This window comes from Paenibacillus sp. NFR01, assembly GCF_900111565.1.
Taxonomy (GTDB): Bacteria; Bacillota; Bacilli; order Paenibacillales; family Paenibacillaceae; genus Paenibacillus_AQ.
Genome location: NZ_FOIK01000002.1, coordinates 128,510 through 145,746, shown reverse-complemented (window position 1 = coordinate 145,746; position 17,237 = coordinate 128,510). Strand labels below are relative to the sequence as shown.

Here is a 17,237-nt window from a genome sequence, read left to right as displayed (position 1 = left end):
CCGAAAGGCCGCTTTTTCATTTATAGGTTCAGGTTGGTAAACGCAGCTCATCCTCGTGATCACAAATGCGGATTTCAAGCAGAGACAGCGCCGTATAAGCCTTGAGCCCATGCAACTCGCCCCGAGCCATCGTGAATATATCGCCCGTCCGGGCCGCTTCGGCCGTCCCTTCCCGCAAATATTCGCCTTGTCCGGATAGAATAATCCAGCTTTTACGGGCCGGGAGACTGGGCGACTCCGTAAATCGTTGACCCGGCAGCAGAGACAATTTCATCGTAACCACGACCTGCGTACCGCTTACCGTACGATCGATTACGGTATAACTTCCCCAATCGCTTTCTCCGTACCGGGTCATATCCGATCCCGCTTGCTGAATGTCTTTGATTGCATTGGCTTCGCCCTTGTCTGCAACCAGAATGCCCTCTGGGCTGCCTACGGCGATGATGCCGGGTACGCCGATGACATGAAGCGGAATATCCAACTGGTTAACGATATGGGAATCCCGGCTTGCGCCCCAAATCCCGCCGGCTCCGGTAACCGGCTCGGAGAGCTCCGAAGACAGCGTGCTCCAGCTGCCCAGATCGCGCCATTCGCCTTCATGCGGCAGCACGACCGCGCGATGGCAGCGTTCGGCGACCTCCTTGTCAAAGCTGCGGACGGGCAGACCGGGATATTGATCGATCAACGGGGCCGGTTCAAGAGGCAGCCCCATTTGCTCCAGCTTTGCCAGCATCATGCTGAGGGGAAACGCAAAAACGCCGCAGTTCCATAACGCCTGGTCCTTTAGCAGCTGCTGCGCACGCGCAATATCCGGTTTTTCTTCAAAAGCTACGACCGGGGCGTACGCTTCCGGGCCGCCCTTCCCCGGAACGATATACCCGTATTGGTCGGAGGGATAGGCAGGTCTTGTCCCGAGCAGAGCAAGGTCGGCTTGGGATGACGATAATATGTCCGTGAATTGATGGAACAGCCGGAAGAAGCCGTCGTCCGCAAACATATCGGCAGGGGCCACGCAGAGGATGTCCTCGGGCTTTGCTTTTCCGGAACTGTACAGGTATAGGGCGCCCAGCGCAGCCGCGGTAAACGTGCCGCGTTTTTCAGGTTCGCCGATCACCGGGTAACGGTCACGCGTATACCGCCGGGTGAGCGCCAGTTGATCCCGGTGGGTAACGAACAATGCCGTTTCGCCCAGACCGGTTTGTTCCAGTTGCCGGGATACCCGGCCGATCATGGATTCTTTGCCTCCGCCCGGTGCGGGCAGGAGCTCCAGATACATTTTGGAACGGATGCGGCCGGACAGCGGCCATAGCCGCTGCCCGGAACCGCCGCAGAGAAGAATGGTATGCAAGCTGTCCGCCTCCTTAACGCTTGGCTGGAATGGAATATCCTTTTCGCTGATGGAAGGACAACGAGCGGTACGTTCGCGCCAGCTTTTGAAGCCGCTCTTTTTTTAAGGCGGTTACCGGGATCTTCAAGCTTTTGTTGGCGGCATTTTTCAGAATGACTCCGCCGCTGTTCCTGCTGTACACATAATTCGCATACGTTTCAAACTCGGAGAACCCGAACTGCTTTTTCTTGTTGATGCTGCGGAGAATGGCCGCATGCCAGGACATGCCGTGGCGGGCTTCGATGTTTCGTTTCAACGCGGCGAGTTTCGTTTTTTCAAACAGCATGTAGTGGGTGACGAAGGACCGGGGAGAAGGTGCGGCTGCGCCCATCAGCTTCCGGTACGTCCGGAAATATTCCGGCTGGCTCCAGCTGCGGCAGTAGAAAATGCTTTTTCCTCCTGAACGGAAACGATGGGGACGAATCAGCACCGTATCGGCGTCGATGACGAGAAAAAAGGCTTCCCGGCAAATATGGTCGCCGTTCATCTTCAGCAGCTGCTGGTACAGCCAGCCGGAGCGGTTCCAGCGGGGGGAGGAATAATGAATGGCGTTTTTGGTAAACGGCAGGACAGTGGTTTCGTCGACGAAAATGCAGCCTTTAAGGGAACACAGCCTGCGGATTCTGCTGCTGCTTGGCGAAACGATGTAAATATGGCTGATCGGATGGCGGACATAACGGCGCAGGCCGTCGATGACATGAGGAAGAGTCGCCAGATCTTTTTCAATGGCTGGAATCAGAATGTCTATGGCGGGACCCTGGCTCGAGGAGTGTGTTGACATCAAGTTCATCTCCCGGTGTGAATTGACACGTGAGCGTCTTCACTACGTTATGCCGTGAACATGAGGGATGACCGGGGCAATCGCTTTGTACGGCTAAGGTTTCTTTCTTCTATCCCTGCGGCACGGAAGAACTATAAAAAGTCCGGTACAATCTTTAATTTCGGGCAAGAATCCTTTTTTGGCGTTGTGCTACGATTTGGGTGGAGAGCAGGGAGGGCTTTTTCAGGTTTGTAAGCGCTTAACCGGATGCTCCCAAATTTCTGCAAAGGAGTGCAACGCATGAGGAGAATCAGAAACGGGATCCTAACGGCTGTGCTGGCCGCAAGTCTGGTGCTGCCGGCAGGCGGGCTTGTTCCGGCGGTGCAGGCTGCGGATAGCGGCCAAGCGGCAGTGACAACGATCTACCACGAAACCTTCGAGAACGGCGCGGGCAAAGCGGCACAGGCCGGCAGCGCGAGCCTCTCGGTCGTCAAAAACAAGGTATTCGACGGCAATGCCGACGGCGCGGCGTTATATGTAAGCAACCGGGTGAACAACTGGGATTCTGCCGATTTCAGCTACAGCGCGCTTGGACTCGTCGACGGCAAAACCTACACCGTAACCGCGATCCTGTACGTCGATGCGGATGTCAGCGTGCCGGAGGGAGCCAAAGCGGCGCTGCAAACGGTCGACAGCTACGAAAATTATGCGGAGGCGAATTTTACGGCAGGTCAGGCAGTTACGCTGACCCGGGAGTTTACCGCGGATACCGACAAGGATACCGCGCTGCGAATCAACTCCAACGCCGAAGGGAAGGCCGTGCCGTATTATATCGGCGATGTCCTGTTCACGGAGCAGGCCGCTGCCGGCGGCGGAGAACAGCCTCCCCGCGATCCTGCGCTTTCTTTTGCGGCAATCACCTTTGAGGATCAATCCGCCGGCGGCTTCACCGGCAGATCCGGCCAAGAAACCTTGACCGTCACCGATGAGGCGAACCATACGGAGAACGGGGCTTACGCGCTCAAGGTCGAGAACCGCTCGGACACCTGGCACGGCCCGTCGCTGCGGATCGAGAAGTATGTGGACCAAGGCAGCGAATACCGCGTCTCCGCCTGGGTCAAGCTGATCAGCCCGGAAAGCTCGCAGCTCCAGCTATCCACGCAAATCGGCGACGGCAGCAGCGCGAACTATGTAGCGCTCTCCCCGAAGACGGTGAACGCCGCCGACGGCTGGGTCAAATTCGAAGGAAGCTACCGCTATAACAGCGTAGGCGGCGAATATTTAACGCTCTATGTGGAGAGCGCAAACAACAAAAGCGCTTCTTTTTACATTGACGATATCCGCTTTGAACGAACCGGCGCCGGCCCGATCGAGATTCAAAAGGATTTGGTGCCGGTCAAGGCCGCGTATGGCAGCGACTTTCTGATCGGCAATGCGATCTCCGCCGAGGATTTGGAAGGGCCGCGGCTGGAGCTGCTGAAGATGCACCATAATGTCGCCACCGCCGGGAATGCCATGAAGCCGGATGCCCTGCAGCCGACGAAGGGGAATTTTACGTTTGCCGCAGCCGATGCCATGGTCTCCAAGGTTCTGGCTGAGGGCATGAAGATGCACGGCCACGTCCTGGTCTGGCACGAGCAATCCCCTGCATGGCTGAATACCACCCAGGATGCAGGAGGCAATACCGTACCCTTGGGCCGGGATGAAGCGCTGGAGAACATGAGAACCCATATCCGGACCGTGATGGAGCATTTCGGCGACAAGGTCATCTCCTGGGATGTCGTGAACGAAGCGATGAGCGATAACCCGGGGAGTCCGGCCGATTGGGAAAAAGCGCTGCGGCAATCGCCTTGGCAAAGGGCCATCGGCTCGGACTACGTGGAGCAGGCATTCCTGGCTGCCCGTGAGGTGCTGGACGATCACCCGGCGTGGGACATCAAGCTGTATTACAACGACTACAACGATGACAACCAGAACAAGGCTACGGCCATTTACAGTATGGTTAAAGCGATCAACGACAAATATGCGCTGACCCATCCCGGCAAGCGGCTGATTGACGGCATCGGCATGCAGGGGCACTACAACGTCAACACCAATCCCGAAAACGTGAAATTGTCCCTGGAAAAGTTCCTTTCCCTGGGTGTGGAAGTCAGCGTGACGGAGCTTGATATTCAAGCCGGCAGCAAATATGAGCTCTCCGACAAGCTGGCAGAGGCACAGGGTTACCTGTATGCACAATTGCTGAAGATCTATAAGGAACATGCGGCAGGTATTTCGCGCGTAACGTTCTGGGGGATGGACGACAACACCAGCTGGCGGGCCGAGAACAATCCGCTGCTGTTCGATAAGAACCTGCAGGCCAAACCGGCCTATTACGGTGTCATTGATCCTGAAAAATACATTGCCGAGCATCAGCCGGACACCACGGATGCGAATCAATCCACCGCAGAGTACGGTTCGCCGACGATCGACGGAAATGTCGACGCGGCCTGGAGCGCCGCCGCGGAGATGCCGGTGAACCGCTACCAGTTGGCGTGGCAGGGAGCGTCCGGCACGGCCAAGGCGCTGTGGGACGAGAAAAATTTGTATGTGCTGATCCAGGTCAGCGACGCCCAGCTCGACAAAAGCAATGCCAACAAATGGGAGCAGGATTCCATAGAAGTATTCCTGGACGAGAACAACGCGAAAACGACCTTTTATCAGGAAGATGACGGGCAGTTCCGCGTGAATTTCGACAATGAGACCTCCTTCAGTCCGGAAAGCTTTGCCGCAGGCTTCGAATCCGCAACAAAGGTATCGGGAACCAGCTACACCGTGGAGCTGAAAATTCCGTTCCGAACCGTTACGGGCGCAAATCATGCCAAACTCGGCTTTGATGTCCAGATCAACGATGCCAAAGACGGGGCGCGGCAGAGCGTGGCTGCCTGGAACGACACGACCGGCAACGGGTATCAGGATACATCGGTTTACGGGATCCTGTCGCTTACAGGCAAACCGGTGCAGCCCGGATCGCCGACACCCGGCAGCTCCAGTGAATCCAATGCGCCCGTATCCCCCGTCGAGGTTAAAGACGGCGTGATTACCCTTAAGCCGCAGGTGACAACCGCCGGAGGCATAGCCAAAGCGGAAGTGAGCAGCGCGCTATTGAAAAAAGCTCTGGAGCAGGCGCTCTCTTCGGCCGGCGGGCGTAAAGAGATCCTCGTTGAAGTGCCGAAGCAGGCCGGCGCCGATTCTTATGAAGTGCAGCTGCGGGTGCAGGGGTTGAAAGGGCAAGCGGATGTAGCGCTGCTGCTGAAGACGGAACTCGGAACCGTTGCGGTTCCAAGTCAAATGCTGTCTACGGCCGCTTCGGATAAGGAGACGGTAACCTTCCGCCTAAAACAGGCGCCGGTGCAAGGCGTCAGCGGTCCGGCGCTTGAACTTGGGGTGCTTGCCGGTGGTCAGGCAGTTCCCTGGGAGATGCCGATAACCGTATCTCTCCCTTACACGCCGTTGGCAGAGCAGCTCCGCACTTCGCAGGCGCTTGTGGTAAAGCGGGTCGACGAAAGCGGCGGCATGGCCGGCATTCCGAGCAGCCGCTATGATGCCGCAAGCGGCGCGCTGGTGTTCCGGACAACGCAAGCCGGAACCTTCGCAGCCGTATATGCGCCGCCAAGGTTTGCCGATACGGGCAACGTTTCTTGGGCGCAGGAAGCGATTGCCGCAATGGCGGCGCGGGATATCCTGCAGGGCGTGTCCGCAGACAGCTATGCCCCTGCGGCTCCGGTGACCCGCGCCGAGTTTGTGGCGCTGCTGGTGAAGGCCCTTGAACTGAAGGGCCCCGTTTCAGCAGGCACCGCGTTCAGCGATGTCCCGCCGGGCGCAGCCTATGCCGGCGAACTGTCCGCCGCCCAGCAGTTGGGCATGGTGAACGGGTACGCCGATCACACCTTCCGTCCGGACGGAGAAATTACCCGTCAGGACATGATAGTGCTGGCTGCCCGCGCGCTCGCCGCCGCCGGCAAACCCGTTCCGGCAAGCGGCCTGCCGGCAGGGTTCACCGATGCCGGCCAGGTCGCTGCGTATGCCAAGGACAGCCTGGCTGCGTTGCTGAAGGCCGGCATCGTGAACGGCAAAAACGGCCTGCTGGCTCCGGGCGATCCCCTTACCCGCGCGGAGGCGGCGGTAATCGTTTACCGTCTGTGGCAGCTGTAATTGTGAAGTGCACTGCCGGAAATACGCACAAGTTAATATAAGGTAAGAATCCCCATCATGAACAAGGCAGGCCCCCGAATACGGGGCCTGCCTTGTTTGTCATCGTTTACGCATCCAGATAACCCTTTTTGAGCACCGTGGCGTCATAAAAAGCGATTTTTTGGTTGATCCGTTCGAGATTAGCGAACATCTCCGCCATTTGTTTTTCCACGTTTTCTTTATGCTGGACAAGAAACTCCCTGCGTTCCATGACCGTCGGTTCGCCTTGCAGGGTCATTTCCATATAGGCTTTAATTTCTTCGATGCTCATGCCGGTATTTTTCAGGGCCAGGACAAATTTGAGCCATTTCAGCTGTTCCTCGGTATAGACCCGTCTTCCGCTTTCATTGCGGCCGATATTGAGGAGGATGCCTTCTTTTTCATAATAACGGAGCGTAGAGGCGTTGATGCCGGCCATGGACTCCACTTCACCGATGGTATACATGTTTCCACCTCGAACTTAAAGTTAGCTTTAAATCCAGTTTATCATAAAAGGGTAGATTCCCCGCCATCAGCCTGGAAAATCAGCGTTTACCGTTACGTCCTTCCATTCCTCTATACTTTGAAGGAGCGTGGTAAATTTGCCGACAGCCACATGGTAGGCTCCGTTTCCGAGCAGCAGGCGGAGCGGCGGTTGTTCTGTTTCCACGACCTTGATGATTGCCTCGGCCGCCTTGCGCGGGTCCCCGGGCTCGTTGCCGCTGCCGCTGCCCGCAAGCATTGGCCCGATGAGTTGCTGATATTCCGGAATCGTTGGCATCGTTTTGGCGGACGAACGTCCCGCCCAGTCCGTGCGGAAGCCGCTTGGTTCAATTAAGGTAACATGTATATTAAAAGCGGCAACTTCTTTCGCCAGGCTTTCGGAGACGCCTTCTACCGCGTATTTGGTTGCGTGATAGTATCCGAGCGAAGGGAAGGATGCCAGGCCGCCGATGGAAGAAATATTAATGATATGTCCCGACTTTTGGCTGCGCATATGCGGAAGTACGGCATTCGTCATGTTCATGAGGCCCCAAAAATTGATTTCAAACATTTTGCGGGCTTCCTCCGGAACACTTTCTTCCACGCTGCTGAAATAACCGATGCCCGCATTGTTAACCAGAACGTCAACCCGCCCGAATTTTTGTACGGCTGCAGCAACGCTATGCTCGATTTGTTCTGGTTTGGTTACATCCAGCTCCAGTGTCAGTACCTGCTCCTCACGCCCCGCGGCAAGCGCGGAAATCGAACTTAAATTGCGTGCGGTAACTGTCACCTTATAGCCGGCGCCGATTACTTGCTCGGCCAGCTCCCGTCCGAAGCCGGTCGAACATCCTGTAATGAACCAGACTTTATTGTTTGTCATTTGAATCTCTCCTTTGGGGATGGGTTAAATTATCAGCCTGAGTGTACAACTTAAAGTTAACTTTAAGTCAAGCCGGAGAGGAGCTTTCCGTCCAATCCCTGTAAAGACAATGCTCTCCGGAGTCGTTATTCGGGAAGCTTCTTTTTTTTGCTGACCAAGAGATGACATCATCTAAACAACGTCTTCCGTTCTGCCGAAGAAAATAATGTACGGTATCGTTCTGCCTAAACTTGAAAATGAAAGCAAACAATCCGTTTAACATGGAATTTACATGGAAGGTTTTTGAAAAATCAAAGGAGGCATCATTGTGGGAAAAAAGCGGATGCGTTTAGGCTCCATACTGAAACAGGCAGACGGTAAAATGAAAAAGGTCCTGGCAGCCAGAAAAGAGAGTGTTGGAGCGAAAATCGCTTCGGGCTACATAGGTTTGGCGCTATTGGTGCTGCTGATCGGGGGGACGACCCTCTACCAAATGAACAAGATGCACAACAATACACGAACGATCGTGGATGAGACCATTCCTGCACTCAACCAAGTACATAATATCAATTACTATACGGAACATATCATGTCGATCAGCATGCAGCATATCCTTACCGCCGATCCCGGAGCGAAAAAGAAGCTGGAGGAGGAACGGGACCGGTTTATCCGCAGTATATCCGATGCGATGAAGAGCTACCGGCAATCGCATGCCGGCGATACTGCTGAACTGGAGCAGCTTGCGGCTCTAAGCGATAAGTGGGAAGAATACCTGGCGATCAATAACCAGGCCATCAAGCTCAGCGATGGGGGCGACGAAGAGCTAGCACTGGAGGTGTCCGGCAAGGGAATCAGCGCATTTAACGCCATGCAGACGGATCTGGATGCGCTGGTTGGAGGCAGCCAGGAGGATGCCAAGCAGGCAGGCAAGAGTTCGGATCAGTCATTCCGGATTTCTTACCTGGTCACGATTGCCGTTATTGCGCTCGTACTTCTGATCATCGGCGTGATCAACATGCTGATCCGCAAGACCATGATTCGCCCGATCAAGACCGTGACCGCCCATTTGCAGCGGATTGCCGAAGGGAATCTGGCTTCGGAAGAGACGCTGATCCCGAATGTCGACGAGGTCGGTCAGCTTGCCAAAACCGTAAATGAAACCAACCGCACGCTGCTGGCCATTGTCAGCCAAATCCGCAATGTCTCCGGAATCATCGCCAGCCAGAGCGAGGATCTGGTGCGCACGGTGTCGGGGACGAAGGAAGGCAGCAGCCAAATCGCCCTGACGATGGAGGAGCTGGCCCGTGCGGCAGCAAGCCAGGCGGAATCGGCCGTGGAAGCCTCCAAGGCGGTCGATGACCTGAATAAACTGATTGGAGACTTCTCCGGAAAAGGAGACGAGCTGCACCGGCATTCCGAACAGGTACGCGCCAAAGGGGAACGTGGCCGGCATCTGATGGACACCTCGGTTGCACAGCTCGACCGGATTGCCGGAGCTGTATCGTTATCCATGGAGACGGTGGAAGAGCTGAACCGCAAGAACGAAGGGATTTACAGGCTCGTCGGCTCCATCCGCAGCATCTCCGAACAGACGCATTTGCTGGCGATTAACGCGGCCATCGAAGCGGCAAGAGCGGGAGAGAGCGGACGCGGTTTTGCGGTTGTCGCCGAGGAAGTGCGCAAGCTCTCGCAGGATGTGCAGGAGACCGTAAACGAAATTACCGCGATTACGCAGGGGATTCAGGCGGATTCCAGAAGCATGGTTGATCATCTGCGCGAAGGTGTCCGGATGACGCAGGAAGGCAGCCGGCAGATTGTGGAGACGGGCAGCGCCTTGGACGAGATTAACCGGTCGGTGAATGTCATGGCCGGCACGATCGGAAATATGGGCAGCGACATCCAGCGGATGGCTGAGGCCAGCGGAACGATGAACGAATTCAGCCAGCATATTTCCGCCCTTGCCCAGCAATCCGCCGCCGGCGTCGAGGAGACCTCGGCATCCGCCAATGAGCAGGTAAACGCGACCAGCGAAGTGGCGGCAGGGATCGGCGAGCTGAGAAGCCGCCTGGTGGAGCTTGAGGAATCGGTCACGCGGTTCCGGTTGTAAAACAGGTGACGACATACGAACAGGGGTCCATCCCGCAGCGATTCAAGATGCTGCAGGACGGACCCTTTTTTGCGGTCAGAAGCTTTTCAACGTTTAAGTATAAGCGGCAAGTAACATTCGTCCACGATCTCGGCGATCGTCTGCTCCGACATGGGCCCGTTGTAGAGAATTAGCTCATTGCGGGCCAAATCTCCCGGCATCGTAAGCATCCGGGGCGTAACGGCTTCGGCCGCGATCTCTCCCCGCTCTACAGCCCGCTGCAGGACAATCTTCATGGTCCTGTTGTGGCGTCCTTCGGGAAATAGCAAGGAAGCCAGCGGCATAGGGCCGATTTCCGTGACCAGGCCATAGAAAGCATGCATCATCACTTCGGTCGTGTTTTTGTTCATTACCCGGAGAACGCCGCAAACATCGTCTCTCAAATTCCCGCAATTGGGCACCTCCTCCAGCGGCAGGGGCACGCGTTCGCGGATCGCCGCGAGTACAATCTCTGCGCGGTTGGCCCAGCGCCGGTAAAGGACGGCTTTGCTTGTGCCCGCCCGCTGCGCCACGCCGTTCATCGAAAGATTGGAATATCCGACTTCGTTCAGTTCCTCCCGCACCGCTTGCAGGATGGCCGCTTCCAGCTCTTTGCCGGTGCGTCTGTTTTTCATGGGATCTGGATTCTGCACAATGGACATGGGATTCTCATGCTCCTCAAAAAATTCGTTGCGTTTCCTATAGCGATAGTATATCATAAGCGCAAACAAGAAACTCGGAGTTTCTTGTTTGCATCGCAAAGGGAGGTAATTAACTTGCAGAAACAAAGCTCCGAAAGCATGGGATCGGCTGAACCGCAGGCAGGCATGATGAAAATAGCGTTGGTTCTTATGCTCGGGATGCTGGCCCCGCTATTTGATACAACGATCACGAATGTTGCCATTGATACACTGGTTCGGGAGTTTCATACTTCGGTATCCACCATTCAATGGGTAATGACGAGTTATCTTCTAGCGCTTGGCATGGTCATCCCCCTCACCGGATGGGCGGTGGAACGGTTCGGTGGCAAAACGATGTGGATCGTTTCGCTTTTCGTATTCTTGTTTGGTTCTGTGCTATGCAGCTTGGCGTGGAACATCGAGAGCCTGATTGCTTTCCGTACGCTCCAGGGGATCGGCGGAGGGCTGCTGATGCCGATTATGCAAACCTTGGGCGTACGCGCCATGAAGGGGCAGAATATGGGCAAAATGATGGCTACGGTCGGTTTGCCAGCGCTGCTTGGACCGATTTTGGGGCCGGTGGCCGGAGGCCTCATTATCAATCATCTGAGCTGGCACTGGATTTTTTTAGTAAATATTCCGCTTTGTATTGCTGCCATCGTCCTGGCCTGGAGAATGCTGCCGGGTGATGAGCGCGGAACCCGCACGATACGGCTGGATTTGCCTGGACTGATCCTGCTTTCTCCGGCCATCGTTTTGATTATTTACGGGCTCGGAGAAGTAAGCTCCCGCCGCGGGTTCGGCCACTCCGCCGTTCTTGTTCCCCTCATTGCCGGCTTGGTGCTTCTGGCCGGGTTCGTCGTTTATGCGGCCCGTAAAGGCAAGGAAGCGTTGATTGATGTCCGGCTCTTCCGGGTGCGTTCTTTGGCCGTATCCTCGATCCTGCTTTTTTTATCCGGCCTGACCACCTATGGAGCGATGCTGCTGCTGCCGTTATATCTCCAGCAAGTCCGCGGCGAATCTGTCCTGATGTCCGGTTTGCTGCTGGCGCCGCAGGGAATCGGAATGCTGCTGACCCGGTCGCTTGCCGGCAAACTGACCGATCAGATCGGTCCGAAACCCGTCGTGCTTGCCGGGACCCTGCTTACCTTGCTTGGAACATGGCCGCTGTCGCAGCTTGGCGCGGATACGAGCTTTTATTACTTAAGCGCTGTATTGATTGTGCGGGGGGCCGGATTGGGGGCGGTGTTTCTTCCGGTTATGGCGTCCGCTTATGTCGGCTTGTCTTCGGATCAAATCCCGCATGCCAGCAGCACCACCCGGATTATGCAGCAGATCGGCGGCGCCTTTGGCGCATCGGTCATCGCGATTATTTTGCAGAACCAGTTCAATACGATGGTGTCGCATGGCCCGGCAGCGTTGGCTGCAGCATTCGATCACGCGTTTATCTGGTCGATTGCGTTCTCCGCACTGGGGCTGATTCCGGCGACGCTTCTGCCTAAGATCAAAAGATAAATTCAAGAGCGTCCACCATGCCAAAGGGCTGCGGTCTATTGCATTTGACAACAAATTTACACATAGGCTATACTTTCTGTAATCTTATAGTTGGTATACGTTGAATGAGCGCAGTAGCAGCTTAGTCCCTGTTACAGAAAGCCGGGGGAAGATGGAACCCGGACATACGAGGGCTGCGAATTACACTCAGGAGTATCTTGGGTAATGCCAAGCGGAGCGAAGCGAACGATAACTCGCTGAAAAGTGGTACGGACACAGCCTTCATGGGGGTGTTCGTGCAATTTGGGTGGTAACACGGTTAATCCAATCGTCCCTGTGTCTATATAGACAAGGGGCGATTTTTTTATGGTTTTTCCGGCCGCTGCTTCCTGAACGTAGGATACCGGCAGAGGCTGCCGCTGCGCAAACGTAGATACCAACAACCATATCTTGATCAAAAAAGGGGCTGTACATGTTGAATATTATCGATGAACTGGAGTGGCGCGGCGCCATTAACCAGCAGACCGACGCGGAAGGACTGCGGGAACTCACGAACAGCAAGGCGGTTTCGCTGTATTGCGGCGTGGACCCGACCGGCGACAGTATGCATATCGGTCACCTGATTCCGTTTATGATGCTCCGCCGTTTCCAACTGGCCGGACACCGCCCGGTGATTTTGATCGGCGGCGCGACAGGAACCATCGGCGATCCGAGCGGACGCCAGAGCGAGCGCACCCTGCAGACCATGGAGCAGGTCGAAGAGAATGTCGCGGCGCTGACTGCACAGATGAAGAAGCTGTTCATCGCCGAGGGCGACAACCAGGTGAGACTGGTCAACAACTACGACTGGACGAAAAATATCAATGTCATTGAATTCCTGCGCGACTTCGGCAAAAACTTCAGCATCAACACGATGCTGGCCAAAGACGTGGTCTCCAGCCGGCTGGACAGCGGCATTTCGTTTACCGAATTTTCGTACCAGATTCTGCAGTCGATCGACTACCTGCATCTCTTCAAGCATGAGGATGTGCAGCTGCAGATCGGCGGTTCCGATCAATGGGGCAACATCACCAGCGGCTTGGACCTGATCCGTAAAAAAGAAGGCAACGAAGCCAAAGCCTTCGGCCTTACCATCCCGCTGATGCTGAAAGCGGACGGCACCAAGTTCGGCAAAACCGCCGGCGGCGCGGTATGGCTTGACCCGAAAAAGACAACGCCTTATGAATTCTACCAGTTCTGGGCGAACACCGATGACCGGGATGTGGTGAAATACCTCAAGTACTTCACCTTCCTCGGCAAAGAAGAGATCGAAGCGCTGGAAGCCAAGGTGGAATCCGAACCGCATAAACGGGAGGCCCAGAAGGCGCTGGCTGAGGAAATGACCCGGTTCGTGCACGGCGAGGAGCTGTTGGAGCAGGCGAAGCGCATTACCGCGGCGTTGTTCAGCGGCGATATCTCTTCCCTGACCGCCGATGAAATCGAAGAAGGCTTCAAGGAAATGCCGACCTTCACCGCTTCCAAGGAATCGAAGAACATTGTCGATTGGCTGGTGGAGCTGGGGATCGAGCCATCCAAACGCCAGGCGCGCGAGGACATCACCAAAGGCGCAATTTCCATCAACGGGGAGCGCGTCAATGAGCTTGAGGTCGAAATTACCGCTGATCAAGCCATCGGCGGCAAATTCATCATCGTCCGCAAAGGCAAAAAGAACTACAGCCTCGTGAAATTAGGCTAATCGCGGACGGTACGGGTTTTATAAATAAAAGAGGCAATCCCATCGCTCTTGGATGCGGACTGCCTCTTTTTCGTGCTTAATCCTCCAGCTGCGCCAGTTCCTCTTCCAGCCGCTCCAGCTTCTTGAGGATGTTGGCGGCGCGTGTTTCGTCGTTGGCTTGCACGGCTTCGGCCAGTTCCTCGGCGGCCTTGCCGATTTGAAACTCCAGAATGACGTAATCGGAAGATGCGGCGGATCGTTGTGAATAGGTCATGGGTACACTTCCTTCCTCATTATGATTTCAGGAGCGTTCGGAATCGGCTGACGTCGCCGGCGCCGCGGGTGCAACCGCCCGGCCAGGCCGTCGGTAATGGAACAGCCGGTCGATTGCCCGGATGACGGCTCTGGGCGAGCTGGCAGACAGAACTTGCATCTCTTGCAGGTTACTATATGCCTCGCCGGCAGGGAGCGCATATTTTTCGTCCGCAGGTTCCGCCTGCATGAGTACATCGTTGCTTGCACCGATCAATGCCACGGTTTGCGCTCCCGAGGTTGCTTTAAGGTCGGCAATCGCCCGGGCAAATACCGTTTTCGCGCTGTAGATATCGAAGCGTACGGCGGACTGCGATCCGGCGTCGGGATTACAGCGGCATATCCGCAGAAAGCGGGCGTCCGCTAGCGCCGCCAATGCTGCCGCGAGCCGGTCAGCCTCGGCAATCGGAGCGAAAGCCGCGATGTGCAGCGCCTCCCGTCCTGCCGGCAGTTCGGCCAGCAGGGAATGCTGCCGCGGATACCGCCGCAGCGCCTCATGATACTCTTGCTCGGCCGGCCCGTCCAACGCCGCATGATAGATGTACAGGTCATCTTCAATCACGTAAGCGTAGAAGCCGTTCAGCCCGTACTGGATCAGAAGCTCCCGCACATGTGCAGTGGCGGTCGGCAGAATAGGAGCTGTACAAAGATAAGTCTCCTTCTCCAGATCATACAAGGCTGCTCCGTTCAACACCAGGACAGGGAGTGCCGGACCGGTGCCGCTGAGCAGCGGGGCGGTCTCGGCCGGCGTCCGTTTCGTGGAGAAAGCAATGGCGGCTCCCTTCCGGCGCAGGTCGTTCAGCTTGAACCGGGTGGCGTTGTCCAGCTCGTTCTGATTGTTCAGCAGAACACCTTCAAGCGAGGCGATGACAAGCAGATCCCGCCGCCGTTTGCGCAGCGGATGGAGTGCATTTACGCCGAGCGACACAAAGATGCCGAGCAGCGTATCCAGCATCCGGTTGACTGCAAATAAAAACGGGCTGGCATCGCCGCTGTGCGAAATCGTCACGCTAAAGAAGACGACGCAGGTGATGTACGCCGCCGCGGGTTTTTTGAAGAGCAAGGTGATATAGATTAGCGGAATGACGCAGAACGCTTCAATCAGATAAGCAAAAGGGCCGCCGCCGGTTGGAAGCAGGCCGCGCTCAAGCAGGAGAATGGCCATCCCGGACAGTCCTCCAATCAAGGTGCCCCAGGTGCGGTTAAGCGCAACTTTGATGCTGTTGGGCACATCCGGCTGCATGCATAGAACAGCAGCAATGGCTGAATAGAAAGGGAGGCCGTCCTTCCACAGCAGTGCGTTGAGGTACATGCACAGGCAGACCGCGACGAAGGTCTTAACCATCCGCATTCCGATTGTCGGCATTCGTTCCATTCTTTTTTCCACTTCTTTCGTTGTTTCGATTTACGGGTTCACTTCCTATATCATACACGCACATGAAACTTTCATGAAACAAAAAATCGCTCCCCGGTACGATTGTCGGTATCATCCGACCTTCACCGGGGAGCCATTGATAGGGCGTTAAATTATTGCTTGAGTCCGGCAAACTCGGCCGATTTGAGGCCGGCCTGGCGTCCGAAAATGATAATCTCGGCCACCGAGTTTCCGCCGATCCGGTTCTGGCCATGCAAGCCGCCTGTTACTTCACCTGCTGCAAACAGGCCGGGAATGGGCTGTCCGTCCTTATCCAGGACCTCTGTGTCCGTATTGATCTTCACGCCGCCCATTGTGTAGTGGATGCCCGGAGCAATTTTAATGGCATAGTAAGGACCGGCGGAAAGATCGTGATCCATCCCGGTCGTTCTTCCAAATTCGGAATCCTTCTTATTGCTGACGGCGCCATTCCAGGTATCGATCGCAGCCTGCAGCTTATCCGCCGGGACATTCATCGTGCCGGCCAGCGCCTCAACCGAATCCCCCTGCAGGACAAAACCCATTTTTGCATATTGCTCGATGGCTTTTGCCCGGGATCTGACGCCGGAGTCAAATACGAGATACGCCGCTTTATCCGGAAGCGCATTGATTGCCGCCGTTACTTTATCCCGCGTATCCAGTTCATTCGTGAACCGGCTGCCTGAGCTTGAAACGAGGATAGCCCCTTCACCGCGAACGGCCTCTCCGATCAGATAGGATTTCTCCTGCTGTACAGTCGGATGCACCTGAATCTGATCCATATCCACCGTCGTACCGCCCAGCTCCAGAATCATTTTGATGCCATCTCCGGTGCTGCCCGCCTGGTTAGTCGTTACATAACCTTTAAGGTCGGGTCTCACCTCGGTTATCATTTCCATATTGGCGCCGAAACCACCTGTTGTCACAACGACCGCCTTGGCCGCAATCGCTTTTTCATCGGTTTGGTTAAACAAAACTTTAACGCCGTCCACTTTCCCGTCCTGCGCGGTAATCTGCTTCACATCCGCATTCACGAACAACGGAATTCCCTGCTTCTGGACATTGCCGACTAACCCTTTGACCAGATACTGGCCGATCGCCGAGCCATCCTCGGGACGATGCGTGCGCTTCTCGTTCATTCCCCCGGTGATGGTGATATTGTTCAGGCGGATGCCAATCGAATCGAGCCAATCAATGGCGGCAGCGGAATGGTCGACGAAGAAACGGAGCATTTCCTTATCATTGGTGCCGTGGCCGCCTTTGAGCGTCTCCTCGTAGAAGAGGTCATTGCTGTCCTCGATTCCCTGCTCCTTCTGGAACTTGGTCTCAGAGGCGTTCATGCCTGAGGAAGACTTGGTTGTATTTCCTCCGGCGACCGGCATTTTTTCGAAAATGACAGGGCTCATGCCTTTGGCTTTGGCTTCAAGCGCGGCGGTCATCCCGGCGCCGCCCGCGCCGATAATCACGATATCGTAGCTGCTTTTTAGCTGGTCAAGCGGTGTGTAGCTGGCTTCGGACGCTCCCGATACGGCTTCCGTTGCTTTCGGGTTCTCCGTTGCTTCGGCTGAATCCTTGTTCTCGCCAGTGGAATGGTTTGCATTGTTGTTGCCGCACCCTGCGCCGATTAGCATAATCGAAAGAATAAGGGCAAGGATGGCAGCGGGTTTCTTTTTCATGTGTATGTTTCCCCCTTGTGCATAATTTCACAAATATCATAGCGTCCGGAGAAGCACGTTAGGAAGCTTTTATAACTTTAAAAAGAGTTTCGTAAATAAAAAAAGCGGATGAATTTGCCGGATAAAGGGAAGCGGCGTT

General features: G+C 55.6%; 12 protein-coding genes. 4 read left to right on the top strand and 8 right to left on the bottom strand.

The annotated features are described in order from the left end of the window. Window positions 1–28 precede the first annotated feature (28 nt). Window positions 29–1,348 (bottom strand): sugar phosphate nucleotidyltransferase, encoded by a 1,320-nt coding sequence (locus tag BMW84_RS11890; RefSeq protein ID WP_091068538.1) that lies wholly within the window; start codon window positions 1,346–1,348, stop codon window positions 29–31. Window positions 1,349–1,361: 13 nt separating this feature from the next. After that, complete coding sequence (locus BMW84_RS11885) at window positions 1,362–2,168, bottom strand: DUF6492 family protein (RefSeq protein ID WP_254772966.1); 807 nt, start codon at window positions 2,166–2,168, stop codon at window positions 1,362–1,364. A gap of 279 nt (window positions 2,169–2,447) precedes the next feature. On the opposite strand from BMW84_RS11885, the gene BMW84_RS11880 reads away from it, so the two are divergent. Further along, the gene (locus BMW84_RS11880; RefSeq protein ID WP_091068534.1) at window positions 2,448–6,341 is read left to right on the top strand and encodes a glycoside hydrolase family 10 protein; all 3,894 of its coding nucleotides are present in this window, start codon (window positions 2,448–2,450) and stop codon (window positions 6,339–6,341) included. Between the two features lie 106 nt (window positions 6,342–6,447). Here BMW84_RS11880 and BMW84_RS11875 read toward each other — a convergent pair whose 3' ends face one another. Next, window positions 6,448–6,825, bottom strand: coding sequence for a MerR family transcriptional regulator (locus BMW84_RS11875; RefSeq protein ID WP_091068532.1), 378 nt, complete (start codon window positions 6,823–6,825; stop codon window positions 6,448–6,450). A 66-nt stretch (window positions 6,826–6,891) separates the two neighbouring features. Then, entirely contained in the window at window positions 6,892–7,725 is an 834-nt protein-coding gene (locus BMW84_RS11870) for an oxidoreductase (RefSeq protein ID WP_091068530.1), read from the bottom strand. A gap of 307 nt (window positions 7,726–8,032) precedes the next feature. Between BMW84_RS11870 and BMW84_RS11865 the strand changes: the two genes are divergently transcribed. Beyond that, the gene (locus BMW84_RS11865) at window positions 8,033–9,811 is read left to right on the top strand and encodes a methyl-accepting chemotaxis protein (RefSeq protein ID WP_091068528.1); all 1,779 of its coding nucleotides are present in this window, start codon (window positions 8,033–8,035) and stop codon (window positions 9,809–9,811) included. A gap of 86 nt (window positions 9,812–9,897) precedes the next feature. Here the strand turns inward: BMW84_RS11865 and BMW84_RS11860 are convergent, their stop codons facing one another. After that, window positions 9,898–10,491 carry a TetR/AcrR family transcriptional regulator gene (locus tag BMW84_RS11860; protein ID WP_217646131.1) on the bottom strand — a complete coding sequence of 198 codons (594 nt, stop codon included), beginning with the start codon at window positions 10,489–10,491 and terminating at the stop codon, window positions 9,898–9,900. A 114-nt stretch (window positions 10,492–10,605) separates the two neighbouring features. On the opposite strand from BMW84_RS11860, the gene BMW84_RS11855 reads away from it, so the two are divergent. Further along, window positions 10,606–12,024, top strand: a complete 1,419-nt coding sequence (locus tag BMW84_RS11855; RefSeq protein ID WP_254772965.1) for an MDR family MFS transporter — start codon at window positions 10,606–10,608, stop codon at window positions 12,022–12,024. Between the two features lie 454 nt (window positions 12,025–12,478). After that, window positions 12,479–13,738 (top strand): tyrosine--tRNA ligase, encoded by a 1,260-nt coding sequence (tyrS, locus tag BMW84_RS11850; RefSeq protein WP_091069702.1) that lies wholly within the window; start codon window positions 12,479–12,481, stop codon window positions 13,736–13,738. A gap of 76 nt (window positions 13,739–13,814) precedes the next feature. On the opposite strand, the gene BMW84_RS24785 is transcribed toward tyrS, so the two are convergent. From BMW84_RS24785 to BMW84_RS11840, 3 genes are all read right to left on the bottom strand, one after another. Continuing rightward, a complete protein-coding gene (locus BMW84_RS24785; RefSeq protein WP_175498784.1) occupies window positions 13,815–13,991 on the bottom strand; it encodes a hypothetical protein in 177 nt (58 codons plus the stop codon). Between the two features lie 27 nt (window positions 13,992–14,018). Beyond that, entirely contained in the window at window positions 14,019–15,404 is a 1,386-nt protein-coding gene (locus BMW84_RS11845; protein WP_091068523.1) for an FUSC family protein, read from the bottom strand. A 152-nt stretch (window positions 15,405–15,556) separates the two neighbouring features. Beyond that, the gene (locus tag BMW84_RS11840) at window positions 15,557–17,098 is read right to left on the bottom strand and encodes a flavocytochrome c (RefSeq protein WP_091068521.1); all 1,542 of its coding nucleotides are present in this window, start codon (window positions 17,096–17,098) and stop codon (window positions 15,557–15,559) included. Window positions 17,099–17,237 lie beyond the last annotated feature (139 nt).

What these genes read in the sequence shown, in the direction of transcription:
- BMW84_RS11885 (WP_254772966.1), bottom strand. Translation starts at nt 2,168, where the DNA reads ATGTCAACACACTCCTCGAGCCAGGGTCCCGCCATAGACATTCTGATT.
- BMW84_RS11880 (WP_091068534.1), top strand. Translation starts at nt 2,448, where the DNA reads ATGAGGAGAATCAGAAACGGGATCCTAACGGCTGTGCTGGCCGCAAGT.
- BMW84_RS11875 (WP_091068532.1), bottom strand. Translation starts at nt 6,825, where the DNA reads ATGTATACCATCGGTGAAGTGGAGTCCATGGCCGGCATCAACGCCTCT.
- BMW84_RS11870 (WP_091068530.1), bottom strand. Translation starts at nt 7,725, where the DNA reads ATGACAAACAATAAAGTCTGGTTCATTACAGGATGTTCGACCGGCTTC.
- BMW84_RS11860 (WP_217646131.1), bottom strand. Translation starts at nt 10,491, where the DNA reads ATGTCCATTGTGCAGAATCCAGATCCCATGAAAAACAGACGCACCGGC.
- BMW84_RS24785 (WP_175498784.1), bottom strand. Translation starts at nt 13,991, where the DNA reads ATGACCTATTCACAACGATCCGCCGCATCTTCCGATTACGTCATTCTG.
- BMW84_RS11845 (WP_091068523.1), bottom strand. Translation starts at nt 15,404, where the DNA reads ATGGAACGAATGCCGACAATCGGAATGCGGATGGTTAAGACCTTCGTC.
- BMW84_RS11840 (WP_091068521.1), bottom strand. Translation starts at nt 17,098, where the DNA reads ATGAAAAAGAAACCCGCTGCCATCCTTGCCCTTATTCTTTCGATTATG.